Source organism: Xanthomonas sp. BRIP62409 (assembly GCF_003992965.1).
In the GTDB taxonomy this organism is placed as follows: domain Bacteria; phylum Pseudomonadota; class Gammaproteobacteria; order Xanthomonadales; family Xanthomonadaceae; genus Xanthomonas; species Xanthomonas euroxanthea.
Window position 1 is genome coordinate 270,216 of record NZ_QEZJ01000017.1, and the last position, 17,518, is coordinate 287,733.

The window sequence follows — 17,518 nt, forward strand, 5'->3', positions numbered from 1 at the left end:
TGCCTATACCCCATGCCGGCACGCGGCGCGTGCGGGCAGAGGCAAGAGAGAATCGCTGTGCTGGCCGAATATTTGCCGAGTCTGCTGTTTCTGATCGTCGCCACCGGTATCGGCATCGTGCTGATGCTGATCGGTCGATTCCTCGCACCGCGTACCCCGGATGCGCGCAAGCTCTCGCCTTACGAGTGCGGCTTCGAAGCCTTCGAAGACGCGCGCATGAAGTTCGACGTGCGCTACTACCTGATCGCGATCCAGTTCATCGTGTTCGATCTGGAAATCATCTTCATCGTGCCGTGGACACAGGTGTTCATGGAGATCGGCGCACGTTCGCTGGTCACCATGGGCCTGTTCGTCGGCATGTTGTTCCTCGGCTTTATCTACGTGTGGAAGAAGGGAGCGCTGGAATGGGAGTGATTCAGACCCTGGATCGTCTGATGACCAACCCGATGCCGGAAGGCCGGGTGGAAGACATCCTGCGCCCGGAAGGCGAAAACCCGCTGCTCGAGAAGGGCTACGTGACCACCAGTGTCGATGCGCTGCTGAACTGGGCGCGCACCGGCTCGATGTGGCCGATGACCTTCGGTTTGGCCTGCTGCGCGGTCGAGATGATGCATGCCGGTGCGGCGCGCCTGGATCTGGACCGCTACGGCGTGGTGTTCCGTCCGTCGCCGCGCCAGTCCGACGTGATGATCGTGGCCGGCACGCTGGTCAACAAGATGGCCCCGGCGCTGCGCAAGGTCTACGACCAGATGCCGGATCCGAAGTGGGTCATCTCGATGGGCAGCTGCGCCAATGGCGGCGGCTACTATCATTATTCGTATTCGGTGGTGCGCGGTTGCGATCGCATCGTGCCGGTGGACATCTACGTCCCCGGTTGCCCGCCGACCGCCGAGGCGCTGGTTTACGGCATCCTGCAGCTGCAGAAGAAGATCTGGCGTACCCAGACCATCGCGCGCTGACACCCGTCTTCTTCTACTGAGAGCAGCCAAGCCCCCATGGCAGAGCAAGCATCCTCCTTCACTGACCGACTTGCGGCACGTTTCGCCGGTGCGCAGATCGCCGTGGCATTGCCGCGCGGCGAAGTGACGCTGGAAGTCGCTGCGGCCGATTGGCACGCCACCTGCCTGGCCCTGCGCGACGAGCTTGGTTTCGAGCAGCTGAGCGATCTGTGCGGCGTCGATTACCTGGGCTACGGCAGCGACGAGTGGGATACCGCCGACGTGTCGTCGCAGGGCTTCAGCCGCGGCGTCGAAGGCAAGGCCGTCGGCCGTTTCGCCTGGGGTGAATTTCCCAGCCAGGAAAGTTCCGACGGCGCCCGTCCGCAGCACATGCCCAAGCAGCGTTTTGCGGTGGTGGCGCAGCTGATCTCCTACCAGCACAACCAGCGTCTGCGCGTGCGTTGCTACGCACCGGACGAGCAGGTGCCGGTGGTGGCATCGCTGACCGACATCTGGCCTGGCGTGAACTGGTTCGAGCGCGAAGCCTTCGACCTGTTCGGCATCGTCTTCGACGGCCACCCGGACCTGCGCCGCATCCTGACCGACTACGGATTTGTCGGCCATCCGTTCCGCAAGGATTTCCCGCTGATCGGCAACGTGGAAGTGCGTTACGACGACGAGCGCAAGCGTGTCGTGTACGAGCCGGTGACCTCGGTCGAGCCGCGCGTCGGTGTGCCGCGCGTGATCCGCGACGATGCCCGTTATGAGACTGCCGCTGGTGAAGTGGGCAAGTCGGAGACCGCCAAGTGAGTGAGTTCCGCCAGGCAACCGATGCCTTCGCGAGCAATCCTGTCGAAAGCAAGCAGGAAATCCGCAACTACACGATGAACTTCGGCCCGCAGCATCCTGCGGCGCACGGCGTGCTGCGCCTGATCCTGGAAATGGACGGCGAGACCGTGGTGCGTGCCGATCCGCATATCGGCCTGCTGCACCGTGGCACCGAGAAGCTGGCCGAGTCCAAGCCGTTCAACCAGTCGGTTCCGTACATGGACCGCCTGGATTACGTGTCGATGATGTGCAACGAGCACGCCTATGTGCGTGCGATCGAATCCCTGATGGGGATCGAGGTGCCCGAGCGCGCGCACTACATCCGCACCATGTTCGACGAGATCACCCGCATCAAGAACCACCTGATGTGGGTAGGTTCCAACGCGCTCGATCTGGGCGCGATGGCGGTGATGCTGTATGCGTTCCGCGAGCGCGAAGAATTGATGGACGTCTACGAGGCGGTCAGTGGCGCGCGCATGCACGCTGCCTACTACCGTCCCGGTGGCGTGTATCGCGATCTGCCTGATCGCATGCCCAAGTACAAGGAATCCCGCTGGCACAAGGGCGGGGCACTGAAGAAGCTCAATGCAGCGCGCGAAGGCTCGATGCTGGACTTCCTCGAGGATTTCACCAATACGTTCCCATCGCGTGTGGACGAGTACGAGACGCTGCTGACCGACAACCGGATCTGGAAGCAGCGTACCGTCGACGTCGGCATCATCAGCCCCGACCTGGCGCGTGCCTGGGGCATGACCGGTCCGATGCTGCGTGGCTCGGGTATCGAGTGGGACCTGCGCAAGAAGCAGCCCTATGCCAAGTACGACGCGGTGGAGTTCGACGTGCCGGTCGGCACCAACGGCGATTGCTATGACCGCTATCTGGTGCGCGTGGCCGAGATGCGCGAATCCAACCGCATCATCAAGCAGTGCGTGAAGTGGCTGAAGGCCAATCCGGGCCCGGTCATGGTCACCAATTTCAAGGTCGCTCCGCCAAGCCGCGAAGGCATGAAGGACGACATGGAAGCGCTGATCCATCACTTCAAGCTGTTCAGTGAAGGCTACTGCGTGCCAGCCGGCGAAACCTACTGCGCGGTGGAAGCGCCCAAGGGCGAGTTCGGCTGCTACCTGATGTCCGATGGCGCCAACAAGCCGTTCCGCGTGCACCTGCGCGCGCCGGGCTTTGCGCATCTGTCGTCAATGGACGCGGTGGTGCGTGGCTATCTGCTGGCCGACGTCGTGGCGATGATCGGTACTTACGATTTGGTTTTCGGTGAGGTTGACCGATGAAGGCGACGGGTAATTTCGAAGCGGCGCGCGACGTCGATCCGCAGGTGGTGCTGAGCGACAAGACGCGCGCGCACATCGATCATTGGTTGAGCAAGTTCCCGCCCGATCGCAAGCGTTCGGCCGTGCTGCAGGGCCTGCATGCTGCGCAGGAGCAGAACCAGGGCTGGCTGACCGACGAGCTGATCGTGGGCGTGGCCAAGTATCTGGACCTGCCGCCGGTGTGGGCCTACGAGGTCGCCAGCTTCTACTCGATGTTCGAGACCGAAAAGGTCGGCCGCCACAACGTGGCGTTCTGCACCAACATCAGCTGCTGGCTCAATGGCGCCGAAGATCTGCTGGCGCACGCGGAAAAGAAACTGGGTTGCAAGCTGGGGCAGTCGACGGCCGATGGCCGCGTCTACCTCAAGCGCGAAGAAGAGTGCCTGGCGGCCTGCTCCGCGGCGCCGATGATGGTCATCAATGGCCATTACCACGAGCACCTGACGAAAGAGAAGGTCGACGCGCTGCTGGACGGGCTGGAGTAAGACATGGCACATCATCACGCACCCTCAGGCCCGGTCGGTCCGGCGCCGTTGCCGCATCAGGTCGTCTACACAACGCTGCACTACGACACCCCGTGGTCGTACGAGAGCTATCTGAAGACCGGTGGCTACGCCGCGCTGCGCAAGATCCTCGAAGAGAAGATCGCGCCGGCCGACGTCATCGAGATGGTCAAGGCATCCAACCTGCGCGGCCGTGGCGGCGCGGGCTTCCCGACCGGCCTGAAGTGGTCGTTCATGCCCAAGGGCACGATGCAGAAGTACATCCTGTGCAACTCGGACGAATCCGAGCCGGGCACCTGCAAGGACCGCGACATCCTGCGCTACAACCCGCACTCGGTGGTGGAGGGCATGGCGATCGCCTGCTACGCCACCGGTTCGACCGTGGGCTACAACTACCTGCGCGGCGAGTTCCACCACGAGCCGTTCGAGAATTTCGAGCTGGCACTGGCCGACGCGTATGCCAACGGCTGGCTGGGTAAGAACATCCTCGGCAGCGGCGTGGATATCGATATCTACGGTGCGCTGGGTGCCGGCGCCTACATCTGCGGCGAAGAAACCGCGCTGATGGAATCGCTGGAAGGCAAGAAGGGCCAGCCGCGGTACAAGCCGCCGTTCCCGGCGAACTTCGGCCTGTACGGCAAGCCGACCACCATCAACAATACCGAGACCTATGCGTCGGTGCCGGCGATCATTCGCAACGGCCCGGAGTGGTTTCTCGGCTTGAGCAAGACCAAGAACGGCGGCCCGAAGATCTTCTCGGTGTCCGGCTGCGTGCAGAAGGGCGGCAATTTCGAAGTGCCGCTCGGCACCACCTTCGACGAACTGCTGGAAATGGCCGGCGGCCTGCGTCCGGGCCGCAAGCTCAAGGGCGTGGTGCCTGGCGGCGTGTCGATGCCGGTGCTGAAGGCCGACCAGGTTGCCGGGCTGCAGATGGACTACGACACCTTGCGTGCACTGGGCACCGGCCTGGGTTCCGGCGCGATCGTGGTGCTGGATGACAGCGTCTGCTGCGTACGCTTTGCCTGCCGCATCTCGCAGTTCTTCCACAAGGAATCCTGCGGCCAGTGCACCCCGTGCCGCGAAGGCACCGGCTGGATGCATCGGGTGCTGGAGCGCATTGTCGCCGGCAAGGCCACGATGGAAGACCTGCACCAGCTGCGCACGGTTGCCGGCCAGATCGAAGGACACACCATCTGTGCCTTCGGCGAAGCGGCGGCGTGGCCGATTCAGGGCTTCCTGCGCCAGTTCTGGGACGAGTTCGAGTACTACATCGTCAACGGTCGTTCGATCGTCGACACGCACGTCGGAGTGGCCGCATGAGCGCCCAACCAGTGAACCCGAACGTGCCACCGGACCATGTCACCGTCGAGATCGACGGGCAGTCCCTGGTGGTGCCGAAGGGCTCGATGATCATCCAGGCGGCCGACAAGGCCGGCATCCCGATCCCGCGCTTCTGCTACCACGAGAAGCTGCCGATCGCCGCGAACTGCCGCATGTGCCTGGTGGACGTCGAAAAATCCCCGAAGCCGTCGCCTGCCTGCGCCACGCCGGTGATGGACGGCATGAAGGTCACCACGCGTAGCGAAAAGGCGCTGAAGTACCAGCGCAGCGTGATGGAATTCCTGCTCATCAATCACCCGCTGGACTGCCCGATCTGTGATCAGGGCGGCGAGTGCGAGCTGCAGGACGTCTCGCTCGGCTACGGCCGCTCGGTCAGCCGTTTCAACGAACGCAAGCGCGTGGTGCCGGACGAGGACATCGGTCCGCTGGTCGCCACCGAAATGACCCGCTGCATCCAGTGCACCCGTTGCGTGCGTTTCACCGCGGACATCGCCGGCACCTACGAGCTGGGTGGCATGTATCGCGGCGAGAACCTGCAGATCGGCACCTACGACGGCAAGCCGCTGACCACCGAGATATCCGGCAACGTCATCGACGTGTGCCCGGTCGGCGCGCTGACCAACAAGGTGTTCCAGTTCCGTGCCCGCCCGTGGGAGCTGATGGCACGCGAATCGCTCGGCTATCACGATGCAATGGGCTCGAACCTGTTCCTGCACGTGCGTCGCGGCGAAGTGCTGCGCACCGTGCCGCGCGAGAACGAGGCGGTCAACGAGTGCTGGCTGTCCGACCGCGACCGTTATTCGCATCAGGGCCTGTACGCCGAAGACCGCGCGGTCAAGCCGCTGAAGAAGGTCAACGGGCAGTGGACCGAAGTGAGCTGGACCGAAGGTCTGGCTGCCGCGACGCAGATCCTGCGTGACAACGCCGGCGATCAGCTCGGTGTGCTGGTGCATCCGTCCACCTCCAACGAGGAGGGCGCGTTGCTCGCACGTCTTGCCGAAGGCTTGAACAGCGGCAATCTGGATCACCGCCTGCTCAATCGCGATTTTTCCGACGCTGCGGTGGCCGAGCCGTTTGCCACGCCGCTGGCCGAGATCGAGCACGCCGATGTGGTGGTGCTGTTCGGCACCAACGTGCGTCACGAGTTGCCGTTGCTGCATGCACGCCTGCGCAAGGCCAGCATCCAGAACGGGACGAAGATCCATTCGGTCAATCCGGTCGATTTCGATTTCGCCTTCACCCAGGCAAGCCGTGCGGTCGTTGCGCCGTCGCAGCTGGCCGGTGCGTTGGACGATTCGGCATTGCGCGATGCGGTCAAGGGCGCCACTCGCGCGGTGATCGTGGTCGGCGCACTGGCTGAAAATCATCCGCAGGCTGCTTCGTTGCGTGCTGCCGCACGCGATTTCGCCGCTGCAACCGGTGCCTCGCTGTGCCGGATCCCGCAGGGTGCCAACGCTGTCGGTCTGGTTGCGCAAGGTGTGTTGCCGACCGCGCGCGATGTCGCCGGCATGCTGGCGCAGCCGCGTCAGGCCTATGTGTTGTATGGCATCGAGCCGGGCCTGGATTTCGCCGATGCCGCCGCTGCACGCAGCGCGCTGGCGGGTGCCAAGGTGGTCGCGTTCAGCCAGTTCGCCTGCGCCTCGACGCGCGACGTGGCCGACGTGATCCTGCCGATCGGTGCACTGCCGGAAATCGACGCATCGCTGACCAATCTGGATGGCCGCGTGCAGACCGCACGTGCCGCCGGTCGCCTGCCGGTCGAAGCGCGCGAGGGTTGGCGCGTATTGCGTGCGCTTGGCGGCGAGCTGGGTCTGGCCGGGTTCGAATTCATCGATCTGGTCGGCCTGCGTGCCGGCATGCAGAACCGTCGCGTCAGTCCCGCCGCCTCGGCGCAGCCGGCCGCGAGCAGTGACGGGCTGGAGGTTGCCGCCACCGCTGCGATCTATCGCACCGATGCGGTGGTGCGTCGCGCCGCTGCGTTGCAGTCGCATCCGCTCAATCTCGCCCCGTGTGTGGCGATGCACCCGGAGCAGGCCGCGCAGTTGCAGGTCGGCGCCGGTCAGATGGTCAAGGTCGGCACCGATGCCGGTAAGGCAACGTTGCCGGTGGTGCTGGACAAGCGCGTCGCACCGGGCACGGTGTGGATCGAATCCGGCCATGGCGCAACCGCGCCGCTCGGTGCCGGTCGTGTAACGGTGGTGGCTGCATGAACGAATTGCTGTTGAACCTGGTCGATCCCTTGCACCAGTGGTTTGTCGGCCTGGGCGATGGCGGCATCGTGCTGTGGACCGTATTGAAGATCCTGCTGATCGCCGTGCCGGTGATCGTGTCGGTGGCCTTCTACGTGGTCTGGGAGCGCAAGCTGATCGGCTGGATGCATGTGCGTCACGGGCCGATGTATGTAGGCATGGGCATCTTCCAGGCCTTCGCCGACGTGTTCAAGTTGCTCTTCAAGGAGATCCTGCAGCCGAGCAGCTCGCACAAGGCGATGTTCATCATCGCGCCGCTGCTGACACTGGCACCGGCCTTCGCCGCCTGGTCGGTGGTGCCGTTCGATGCGCAGCTGGTGCTGTCCAATGCCAACGTCGGCCTGCTTTACCTGCTGGCGATGACCTCGCTGGGCGTGTACGGCATCATCCTGGCCGGCTGGGCATCCAACTCCAAGTATGCGTTCCTGGGCGCGATGCGCTCGGCCGCGCAGGTGGTCAGCTACGAGATCGCGATGGGTTTTGCGCTGGTCGGCGTGATGATTGCCTCCGGTAGCGTCAACCTGAGCCAGATCGTATTCGCGCAGGCCGGCAACTCCGGCTTCTTCGATTGGTTCCTGATTCCGCTGTTCCCGTTGTTCATTGTGTACTGGGTGTCGGGCGTTGCCGAAACCAACCGTGCGCCGTTCGACGTGGTGGAAGGTGAGTCGGAAATCGTCGCCGGCCACATGGTGGAGTATTCGGGCGGTGCGTTCGCACTGTTCTTCCTGGCCGAGTACGCCAACATGATCCTGGTCAGCTTCCTGATCTCGATCTTCTTCCTCGGCGGTTGGCTGAGCCCGATCCAGGGTTGGGTCAATGCGGATATCTCGCCGTGGATCGACTGGTTGTGGAAGGGCGGTTGGCCATGGCTGCTGATGAAGGTGTTCTTCTTCGCCAGCGCCTACATCTGGTTCCGTGCCAGCTTCCCGCGCTACCGCTACGACCAGATCATGCGTCTGGGCTGGAAGGTGTTCATTCCGCTCACGATCGTGTGGATCGCAGTGACGGCGTTGATGGTGTTTTACGGCGTGATCCAGAAGGGCGTGTAACCGATGAACAAGATCACCCATTACTTCAAGAGCCTGCTCCTGCTCGAACTGCTAGGCGGCTTGTGGCTGACGTTGAAATACACGTTCAAGCCCAAGTACACCGTGCTGTATCCGATGGAGAAGTTCCCGCAGTCGCCGCGTTTCCGTGGCCTGCACGCGCTGCGTCGCTATCCCAACGGCGAAGAGCGCTGCATCGCCTGCAAGCTGTGCGAAGCGGTGTGCCCGGCGCTGGCGATCACCATTGACTCGGCCAAGCGCGAGGACGGCTCGCGCCGCACCACGCGTTACGACATTGACTTGTTCAAGTGCATCTTCTGCGGCTTCTGCGAGGAAAGCTGCCCGGTGGACTCGATCGTCGAGACGCACATCCTCGAGTACCACTTCGAGAAGCGTGGCGAGAACATTGTCAACAAGCCGCAGCTGCTGGCCATCGGAGACCGGTTCGAAGCCGAGATCGCCGAGCGTCGCGCTGCCGATGCCGCCTTCCGTTGAGGTCATGATGGACTGGGTCACTATTGCTTTTTACGCCTTCTCCGCCGTCGCGGTCGTGTCCGCCGGTGCGGTGATCAGCGTGCGCAACCCGGTGTACGCCGTGTTGTGCCTGATCCTCACCTTCTTCTCGATGGCATGCATCTGGTTGCTGGTCGGCGCCGAGTTCCTCGGCGTGACGCTGGTGCTGGTCTATGTCGGCGCGGTGATGGTGCTGTTCCTGTTCGTGGTGATGATGCTGGACATCGACACCAGCCGCCTGCGCGAAGGCTGGGTCAAGTACATGCCGGTTGGCGTCATCGTGGCGGTTGCCATGCTGGCGCAGATGGTCACCCTGATCGGCGTCAAGGCACGCAGTGCCGCGCCGTTCCCGGCCGACAATGCCGCTGCGCAGGCAGCCGATGTGTCGAACCTGACCTGGCTGGCCAAGACCCTCTACACCCAGTTCCTGCTGCCGTTCGAGTTCGCCGCGGTGATCCTGACCGTGGCCGTGGTGGCTGCCGTGATGCTGACCCTGCGCAAGCGCACCGGCATCAAGCACCAGAACGCTGGCGAGCAGTCGCGGGTGAAGGCGGGCGACCGTCTGCGCATGGTCAAAATGGCGGTTGAAAAGCCGGTGCAGGTCGCGCCGACGCTCGATGCGACCGACGGACAGGAGGCGAAGTCTTGATTACCTTGGGCCACCTGCTTGGACTGGGCGCGGTGCTGTTCTGCATCTCGCTGGCCGGCATCTTCCTCAACCGCAAGAACGTCATCGTGTTGCTGATGTCGATCGAGCTGATGCTGCTGTCGGTCAACGTCAACTTCATTGCGTTTTCGCGCGAGCTTGGCGACCCCGCCGGTCAGTTGTTCGTGTTCTTCATCCTGACCGTTGCCGCCGCGGAGGCTGCGATCGGCCTTGCGATCCTGGTGACTCTGTTCCGCACGCGCCGCACGATCAATGTGGCCGAAGTCGATACGTTGAAGGGCTGACCTGTAGATGGAAATCACTCTCTCCAAGAGTCTGTTGATTGCGGTGGTGCTTGCACCGCTGGTCGGCAGCATCATCGCCGGCCTGTTCGGTCGCCAGGTAGGGCGCAAGGGCGCGCAGTACGTCACCATCCTGGGTGTGGCGGTCAGCTGCGTGCTGTCGTGCCTGACGCTGTATCAACTGGTGGAGCAGGGCGCCAGCCCGTTCAACCAGAACCTGTACACCTTCTTCGATGTCGGTAACTACTCCGCCCATGTGGGCTTCATGGTCGATCGCCTGACCGCGATGATGATGGTCGTGGTGACCTTCGTGTCGCTGCTGGTGCACATCTACACCATCGGCTACATGGAAGAAGACCCGGGTTACCAGCGCTTCTTTAGCTACATCTCGTTGTTCACCTTCTCCATGCTCACGCTGGTGATGAGCAACAACTTCCTGCAGCTGTTCTTCGGCTGGGAAGCGGTGGGCCTGGTGTCGTATCTGCTGATCGGCTTCTGGTTCAAGCGCCCGACCGCGGTGTTCGCCAACATGAAGGCGTTCCTGGTCAATCGCGTCGGCGACTTCGGCTTCATTCTCGGCATCGCCGGTGTGCTGCTGTGGTTCGGCTCGCTGGACTACTCCACCGTGTTCGCCAACGCGACCACCATGGCCGGTGCCAAGGTGCAGCTGTTCGCGGGCCACGAGTGGAGCGTGATGACGCTGATCTGCATCTGCCTGTTCATCGGCGCGATGGGCAAGTCGGCGCAGGTGCCGCTGCACGTGTGGCTGCCCGACTCGATGGAAGGCCCGACGCCGATTTCGGCCCTGATCCATGCCGCCACGATGGTCACCGCCGGCATCTTCATGGTCGCGCGCATGTCGCCGCTGTTTGAGCTGTCGGAAACCGCGTTGAACTTCATCCTGTTCATCGGTGCAACCACGGCCTTCTTCACCGGCCTGATCGGCATCGTGCAGAACGACATCAAGCGCGTGGTCGCGTATTCCACGCTGTCCCAGCTCGGCTACATGACCGTGGCGCTGGGTGTGTCGGCCTATTCGGCGGCCGTGTTCCACCTGATGACGCATGCCTTCTTCAAGGCGCTGCTGTTCCTGGCGGCCGGCTCGGTCATCATCGGCATGCACCACGAGCAGGACATGCGCAAGATGGGCGGCCTGCGCAAGTACATGAAGGTGACTTACTGGACCAGCGTGATCGGTACCCTGGCGCTGGTCGGTACACCGTTCTTCTCCGGCTTCTATTCCAAGGACACCATCATCGAGGCGGCAGCCCACCACGCCCACGAGTCGCATAGCTGGATCGCGACCTATGGTTACTGGGCCGTTCTCGGCGGCGTGCTGGTGACCAGCTTCTACAGCTTCCGTCTGCTGTTCCTGACCTTCCACGGCAAGGAGCGCTTCCGCGATGCCCATGCGCACGACGCCCATGCACACCACGACAGCGCGCATACCGATGCCGAGGCGCAGGTCCACGCACACGACAGCCATGCGCACGACGCACATGCACACGACACGCATGGCCACGACGATCACGGCCACGGCCACCATGGTGCCCATGAGCCGCACGAATCCAAGTGGGTGGTGACGCTGCCGTTGATCCTGCTGGCGATCCCGTCGGTGGCGATCGGCTTCTTCACCATCGGCCCGATGCTGTTCGGCACCGACTGGCAGGGCCACCACGCCGCACATGCGATGAAGGGGCAGGCAGTGTCGTTCTTCACCGGCATCGTCGACTTCTACGATCCGGCGCGCGACACCGTTGGCGCGCTGGCCGAAGAGTTCCATGGCCCGGTCGCCTTCGCGTTGCACGGCATGATGGCGGCACCATTCTTCCTGACGGTCGCTGGCCTGTTGCTGGCTGCGCTGTTCTACCTGTGGAAGCCGGAACTGGCGACCAAGTCGCGCAAGGCGTTCGCGCCGGTCGTGTGGCTGCTGGAAAACAAGTACGGCTTCGACAAGCTCTGGATCAATGGCTTCGCCGGTGGTGGCGTGGCTCTTGGCAAGGCGTCACGTGCCATCGATACCCATGTGGTCGACGGTGTCGTCGTCAATGGTTCTGCCCGACTGATCGACCTGGCTGCAAATCTGCTGCGTCGCACGCAATCCGGTTTCCTCTATCACTACGCCTTCGCAATGATCATCGGTTTGATCGCCCTGTTGGCGGTACTGATGCATTTCTGGCGTTGACCTGTACGGAATAAGAAAACGTGTCGAACTGGCCTTTACTGTCTATCTTGATCTGGCTGCCGATTATCGGTGGCGCCTTGATCCTCGCGTTGCGCAACGCCGAGACTGCCCGCTGGGCGTCCCTGGCGGTGGCGGTGGCGACCTTTGTGCTGAGTCTGCCGCTGCTGGGCTACGACACGGCCAATGACGCCATGCAGTTCATCGAACTGCATGCCTGGATCCCGGCCTACAACATCGGCTACAACCTGGGCGTGGACGGCATCGCGGTCGCGTTGATCGTGCTGACCACCCTGGTGACGGTGCTGGCCCTGATCGGTGCCTGGCGCTCGATCGACAAGCGCGTCAATCAGTACGTCGCTGCCTTCCTGATCCTGGAAGGCGTCACGGTCGGCATCTTCGCCGCCACCGACGCGATGCTGTTCTATGTCTTCTTCGAAGCCATGCTGATCCCGATGTTCCTGATCATCGGCGTCTGGGGCGGCCCGCGGCGTATCTACGCGGCGATGAAGTTCTTCCTGTACACCTTCCTCGGCTCGGTGCTGATGCTGGTGGGTCTTGTCTACCTGTACCTGAAGGGCGGCAGCTTCCAGCTGGCCGATCTGTACGCGCTGCAGCTGACCGCCAAGGAACAGACCTGGATCTTCTTCGCCTTCCTGATCGCGTTCGCGGTCAAGGTGCCGATGTTCCCGGTGCACACCTGGCTGCCGGATGCGCACGTGGAGGCGCCCACCGCCGGCTCGGTGATACTGGCTGCGATCGCGTTGAAGATCGGTGGCTACGGCTTCCTGCGCTTCAACCTGCCGATCGTGCCGGATGCGAGCCATGAGTTCGCCTGGCTGGTCATTGCGCTGTCGCTGATCGCGGTCGTCTACGTCGGCCTGGTGGCCCTGGTGCAGGACGACATGAAGAAGCTTGTGGCGTATTCGTCCATCGCGCACATGGGCTTTGTCACCCTCGGCACCTTCATCGCGTTCACCCTGGTGCGCGAGTACGGCAGCACCGACGCTGCCCGTCTGGGCTTGCAGGGCGCGATGGTGCAGATGATTTCGCACGGCTTCGTGTCCGGCGCGATGTTCTCCTGCATCGGCGTGCTCTACGACCGCATGCATACCCGCCGCATCGCCGATTACGGCGGCGTGGTCAATGTGATGCCCTGGTTCGCCACGTTCTCCATGCTGTTCTTCATGGCCAACGCCGGCCTGCCGGGTACCAGTGGTTTCGTCGGTGAGTTCATGGTGATCCTGGCCAGCTTCCAGAAGCATCCGCTGGTGGCCTTCGCTGCCGCCACCACGCTGGTGATCACCGCCGCCTACACGCTGTGGCTCTACAAGCGCGTGTTCTTTGGCGAGGTGGCCAACGCCCACGTGGCCGAGCTGAAGGACATCAATGGCCGTGAGGCATTTGTGCTGGGGGTGTTCGCCGTTGGCGTGCTGGCCCTGGGCCTGTATCCGAAGCCGTTGACCGATCTGATGGAACCATCGATCGCCAAGCTGGCTACCCAGATTGCCGCGACCAAGCTGTAACAGCTTGCCGTACGTTTTGATTTCCAGGATTTGATGATGACCACGCCAACGCTCGCGCCGTTGACCACCGCTGACCTGGCTCCGCTTGTTCCGGAGCTGGTGCTGATCGGCGGCGCCTTTGCACTGCTGATGCTCGACCTGTTCGTGAGCCAGCGGAACAAGGTCTGGACCCACCTGTTCTCCGTTGCCGTGCTTGCCGTGGTGTTCGCGCTGTTGGCGACCGGCACGGGCGGGCAGGGCGAGATCTTCCACGGCATGTTCGTGCGCGACACCGCGGCCGACGTGATGAAGACGGTGATCGTGCTGGTCAGTGGTCTGAGCCTGGTGTACGGCTGGACATACCTGCGCGAGCGCAATCTCTATCAGGGCGAGATCCCGGTGCTGGTGTTGTTCGCCACCGCCGGTATGATGCTGCTGACCTCGGCGGGCAGCCTGCTGATGGTGTACCTGGGCCTGGAGCTGCTCGCGCTGTGCTCGTATGCGCTGGTCGCCTCCAATCGCGACAACGGCCTGGCCACCGAAGCGGCGATGAAGTATTTCGTGCTCGGCTCGCTGGCCTCGGGCCTGCTGCTGTACGGCATGTCGCTGGTCTACGGCGCCACCGGCACGCTCAGCCTGAGCGGCATCCACGACGCGATCGAAGGTTCCAGCGAGCGCACCCTGCTGCTGACCGGCACCATCTTCATGATCGCCGGTGTGGCGTTCAAGCTGGGCGCCGCGCCGTTCCACATGTGGTTGCCCGACGTGTACCAGGGCGCGCCCGCACCGATCGCCTTGTTCATCAGCTCCGCGCCCAAGCTCGCCGCCTTCGGCATGGCCTACCGTCTGCTTGAAGTCGGCATGGGCCCGCTTTCGCCGCAGTGGCATCTGTTGATCGGCGGCCTGTCGGCGGTGTCGCTGGTGATCGGCAACCTGATGGCAATTGCGCAGAGCAACCTCAAGCGCATGCTGGCGTACTCGACCGTCTCGCACATCGGCTTCCTGCTGATGGGCGTGGCCGGTGGCGGCGAGGAAGGCTATGCCGCGGCAATGTTCTACGCGGTGAGCTACACCATCATGTCCACCGCCGCGTTCGGCGCGATCATCGCGTTGTCGCGCAATGGCTTCGAAGCCGAGAACATCGACGACTTCAAGGGACTCAACGCGCGCAATCCGTGGATGGCCGGCCTGGTGCTGTGCATCATGGCTTCGCTTGCGGGTATCCCGCCGTTCCTGGGTTTCTGGACCAAGCTGGCGGTGCTGGGCGCTGCGGTCAACGGCGACATGCTGTGGCTGGCCCTGGTCGGCGTGCTCTGTGCAGTGATCGGCGCCTTCTATTATCTGCGTGTCATCAAGGTCATGTACTTCGACGAGCCGGTGGGCGAGCCGTTGCCCGCCAATAACGATCGTGTGCTGGGCACCGTGCTCGGGGTCAACGCGCTCGCATTGCTCGCACTTGGCCTGGCCTGGAGCCCGATCATGGTGTGGTGCCAGCGTGCGTTCGCAGGCCTTGCCTAAGTCACGCATGCCTGCATGACGTCGCGGCGCGTGCCTCGCACGCGCCGTCGCTGGATGACTGCAATAAAGTCGTGATTGTTGTTTCGTTTTTGTTGCAATGCGGTTATCATTTGCCGCGACGTTGAAGACCCCAGGGTTTTCAATCGATGAAAAACTAGGGCTTGCAATTGCCGCTCAAGTTCTTCATAATTCCGCTTCTGCTGCGGGGTGGAGCAGTCTGGCAGCTCGTCGGGCTCATAACCCGAAGGTCGCAGGTTCAAATCCTGCCCCCGCTACCAAGTTTTGAAGTACTGCTTTAATGCAATGCCTTAGGGCAGTACTTCAGCTTCTTGGATCGCAAAGACGCATGTTCCCGTCTTTGCGCCGACCCTGAGAGGTCGGGCTTTTTTCACGCAAGGGGCCCATCGGGCCCCTTGTTTTTTCCGGAACCGGAAAGTTTGCTGCCGGCTGCCGGGGTTCTACTGGCAATCATCTGATCAGGGCAGTCTGTGAGCGAAAAAGCGACCGAAATCGCGAATCTGCTGAGTCCAACGGTTGAGTCTCTGGGCTTGGAACTGCTGGGTGTGGAGTATCTTCCCGCTCCAGGTGGCGCCACGTTGCGCCTGTACATCGATGTGCCGCTGGCCGAACAGCCCGAGCGTGTAATCAACGTCGATGACTGCGAGCGCGTGAGCCGTGAAGTGTCGGCCCAGCTCGACGTCGAAGATCCCATCACCGGCAACTACACGCTTGAGGTGTCTTCGCCGGGTGTGGACCGTCCGTTGTTCACGCTGGAGCAGTTCGGCCGTCACGCCGGCGAGTCCGCCAAGATCGTGTTGAAGCTGGCGCAGGATGGTCGGCGCCGCTTCCAGGGCCAGATCGTGCGGATCGAGTCCGAAGCACAGGCGGTGGTGTTCGCCATCGACGGCAAGGACGTGCAGATCGTCTTCGACAACATCGACAAGGCGCGCATTCTGCCGGATTGGGTCGCTCTGGGCCTGGCCCCGCAAAAACCGAACAAGCCCGGCCCGAAGAAACCCGGGCACGAGAAGAAGAAACCATCCAACGAGTCGGCGGCTGGCAAGCCGCGCGCGGAGTGACGAAATGAGCAAGGAACTTTTGCTGGTAGTGGATGCGGTGGCCAACGAAAAGGGCGTGCCGCGCGAAGTGATCTTCGATGCGATCGAGGCCGCGTTGGCTTCCGCAGCGAAGAAGCGCTATCCCGACCAGGACGTGCTGACGCGCGTGACCATCGACCACAAGGACGGTAACTACGAAACCTATCGCCGCTGGGAAGTGGTTGCCGACGATGTGGTGATGGAATCCCCGGATCGCCAGGTGCGCCTGATGGATGCCGTCGACGAGGCTGATGGCGTCGATGTGGGCGACTACATCGAAGAACAGATCGAAAACCCGGACTTCGGCCGCATCGCCGCGCAGGCTGCCAAGCAGGTGATCGTGCAGCGTGTGCGCGAAGCCGAGCGTCAGCAGGTGGTCGATGCCTGGAAGGACCGCGTCGGCGAGTTGATCACCGGTGTGGTCAAGCGCGCCGAGCGCGGCAATATCTTTGTCGATCTGGGCGGCAATGCCGAAGCCTTCATCCCCAAGGACAAGGGCATTCCGCGCGACGTGCTGCGGCCGGGCGACCGCGTACGCGGCTATCTGGCCGAAGTGCGTTCCGAGCCGCGCGGCCCGCAGCTGTTCATCAGCCGCGCCGCGCCGGAATTCATGATCGAGCTGTTCAAGCTCGAAGTGCCGGAAGTGGGCCAGGGCCTGGTCGAGATCAAGGCCTGCGCCCGCGATCCGGGCGATCGCGCCAAGATCGCAGTGATCGCGCACGACACCCGCACCGATCCGATCGGCGCGTGCATCGGTATGCGTGGTTCACGCGTGCAGGCAGTGTCCAACGAGCTCAATGGCGAGCGCGTGGACATCGTGTTGTGGAACGAGAACCCGGCCAACTTCGTCATCAATGCGATGGCGCCGGCAGAAGTGCAGTCGATCATCGTCGATGAAGACAAGCACTCGATGGATCTGGCCGTGGCGGAAGACCGCCTGGCCCAGGCGATCGGCAAGGGCGGCCAGAACGTGCGTCTGGCCAGCCGCCTGACCGGTTGGCAGCTCAACGTGATGACCGCCGACCAGGTGGCCGCCAAGTCCGAAGCCGAGCAGACCTCCGCGCGCCAGTTGTTCATGGATCGCCTGGAAGTGGACGAGGAAATCGCAGCGATCCTGGTGACCGAAGGCTTCAATACGGTCGAGGAAATCGCCTACGTGCCGGTCGGCGAGTTGCTGGCGGTGGAAGGCTTCGACGAAGACATCGTCGAAGAGTTGCGCGCCCGTGCCCGCGATGCGTTGCTCAACGCCGCGCTGGCAGAAGAAGAAGGCCTGGAAGGAACTCAGCCCACCGAGGACCTGCTGGCGCTGGAGGGGATGGACGAGGAAACGGCCTTTGCTCTGGCCGAGCACGGCGTGCGCACCAGCGAGGACTTGTCCGACCTGGCAGCGGACGAGATCGTCGACTTCGGCATCGAGGGCTTGACCCAGGAGCGCGCCGCGGCGCTGATCCTGGCGGCCCGCGCCGAGGAGATCGCCCGTTTGGAGCGCGGCGAATGAGCCGGCAATGAACCGCGCCCTGACCCC

General features: G+C 63.1%; 16 protein-coding genes and 1 tRNA gene. All 17 read left to right on the forward strand.

Going from position 1 to position 17,518, the window contains the following annotated elements; genetic code table 11:
* The first annotated feature begins 57 nt into the window (after nt 1-57).
* The 17 genes from EO170_RS07520 (at nt 58) to nusA (ending at nt 17,491) form a co-directional block, all read left to right on the forward strand.
* Nucleotides 58-414: an NADH-quinone oxidoreductase subunit A gene (locus EO170_RS07520; protein ID WP_010371162.1), complete on the forward strand. Its 357-nt coding sequence runs from the start codon at nt 58-60 to the stop codon at nt 412-414.
* Nucleotides 405-959, forward strand: coding sequence for an NADH-quinone oxidoreductase subunit B (locus EO170_RS07525; protein WP_016944318.1), 555 nt, complete (start codon nt 405-407; stop codon nt 957-959). Before EO170_RS07520 ends, EO170_RS07525 begins: the two co-directional genes overlap by 10 nt.
* A 36-nt stretch (nt 960-995) precedes the next feature.
* Nucleotides 996-1,748, forward strand: coding sequence for an NADH-quinone oxidoreductase subunit C (locus EO170_RS07530; protein ID WP_104581963.1), 753 nt, complete (start codon nt 996-998; stop codon nt 1,746-1,748).
* Nucleotides 1,745-3,052 carry an NADH-quinone oxidoreductase subunit D gene (locus tag EO170_RS07535; RefSeq protein WP_016902995.1) on the forward strand — a complete coding sequence of 436 codons (1,308 nt, stop codon included), beginning with the start codon at nt 1,745-1,747 and terminating at the stop codon, nt 3,050-3,052. Before EO170_RS07530 ends, EO170_RS07535 begins: the two co-directional genes overlap by 4 nt.
* Nucleotides 3,049-3,576 carry an NADH-quinone oxidoreductase subunit NuoE gene (nuoE, locus tag EO170_RS07540; RefSeq protein WP_016902996.1) on the forward strand — a complete coding sequence of 176 codons (528 nt, stop codon included), beginning with the start codon at nt 3,049-3,051 and terminating at the stop codon, nt 3,574-3,576. Before EO170_RS07535 ends, nuoE begins: the two co-directional genes overlap by 4 nt.
* A 3-nt stretch (nt 3,577-3,579) precedes the next feature.
* The gene (gene nuoF, locus EO170_RS07545) at nt 3,580-4,914 is read left to right on the forward strand and encodes an NADH-quinone oxidoreductase subunit NuoF (RefSeq protein WP_024937978.1); all 1,335 of its coding nucleotides are present in this window, start codon (nt 3,580-3,582) and stop codon (nt 4,912-4,914) included.
* The gene (gene nuoG, locus EO170_RS07550) at nt 4,911-7,145 is read left to right on the forward strand and encodes an NADH-quinone oxidoreductase subunit NuoG (protein WP_126943767.1); all 2,235 of its coding nucleotides are present in this window, start codon (nt 4,911-4,913) and stop codon (nt 7,143-7,145) included. The genes nuoF and nuoG overlap by 4 nt, the downstream gene beginning before the upstream one ends.
* Nucleotides 7,142-8,233, forward strand: coding sequence for an NADH-quinone oxidoreductase subunit NuoH (nuoH, locus tag EO170_RS07555; protein ID WP_104581965.1), 1,092 nt, complete (start codon nt 7,142-7,144; stop codon nt 8,231-8,233). The genes nuoG and nuoH overlap by 4 nt, the downstream gene beginning before the upstream one ends.
* Nucleotides 8,234-8,236: 3 nt before the next feature.
* Nucleotides 8,237-8,725 carry an NADH-quinone oxidoreductase subunit NuoI gene (gene nuoI / locus EO170_RS07560; RefSeq protein WP_102584828.1) on the forward strand — a complete coding sequence of 163 codons (489 nt, stop codon included), beginning with the start codon at nt 8,237-8,239 and terminating at the stop codon, nt 8,723-8,725.
* A gap of 4 nt (nt 8,726-8,729) precedes the next feature.
* Nucleotides 8,730-9,392: an NADH-quinone oxidoreductase subunit J gene (locus EO170_RS07565; protein WP_180708152.1), complete on the forward strand. Its 663-nt coding sequence runs from the start codon at nt 8,730-8,732 to the stop codon at nt 9,390-9,392.
* Nucleotides 9,389-9,694 (forward strand): NADH-quinone oxidoreductase subunit NuoK, encoded by a 306-nt coding sequence (nuoK, locus tag EO170_RS07570; protein ID WP_006450557.1) that lies wholly within the window; start codon nt 9,389-9,391, stop codon nt 9,692-9,694. The genes EO170_RS07565 and nuoK overlap by 4 nt, the downstream gene beginning before the upstream one ends.
* A 7-nt stretch (nt 9,695-9,701) precedes the next feature.
* On the forward strand, nt 9,702-11,876 hold the full coding sequence (nuoL, locus tag EO170_RS07575; protein ID WP_119131317.1) for an NADH-quinone oxidoreductase subunit L: 2,175 nt from the start codon (nt 9,702-9,704) through the stop codon (nt 11,874-11,876).
* A gap of 20 nt (nt 11,877-11,896) precedes the next feature.
* Nucleotides 11,897-13,399, forward strand: a complete 1,503-nt coding sequence (locus EO170_RS07580) for an NADH-quinone oxidoreductase subunit M (RefSeq protein ID WP_115047034.1) — start codon at nt 11,897-11,899, stop codon at nt 13,397-13,399.
* A 36-nt stretch (nt 13,400-13,435) separates the two neighbouring features.
* The gene (gene nuoN / locus EO170_RS07585; protein ID WP_104581968.1) at nt 13,436-14,896 is read left to right on the forward strand and encodes an NADH-quinone oxidoreductase subunit NuoN; all 1,461 of its coding nucleotides are present in this window, start codon (nt 13,436-13,438) and stop codon (nt 14,894-14,896) included.
* 201 nt (nt 14,897-15,097) lie between these two features.
* A tRNA-Met gene (locus EO170_RS07590) sits at nt 15,098-15,174 on the forward strand.
* Nucleotides 15,175-15,384: 210 nt separating this feature from the next.
* A complete protein-coding gene (gene rimP / locus EO170_RS07595) occupies nt 15,385-15,975 on the forward strand; it encodes a ribosome maturation factor RimP (RefSeq protein WP_104581969.1) in 591 nt (196 codons plus the stop codon).
* A 4-nt stretch (nt 15,976-15,979) separates the two neighbouring features.
* Nucleotides 15,980-17,491 (forward strand): transcription termination factor NusA, encoded by a 1,512-nt coding sequence (nusA, locus tag EO170_RS07600; RefSeq protein WP_016903006.1) that lies wholly within the window; start codon nt 15,980-15,982, stop codon nt 17,489-17,491.
* Nucleotides 17,492-17,518 lie beyond the last annotated feature (27 nt).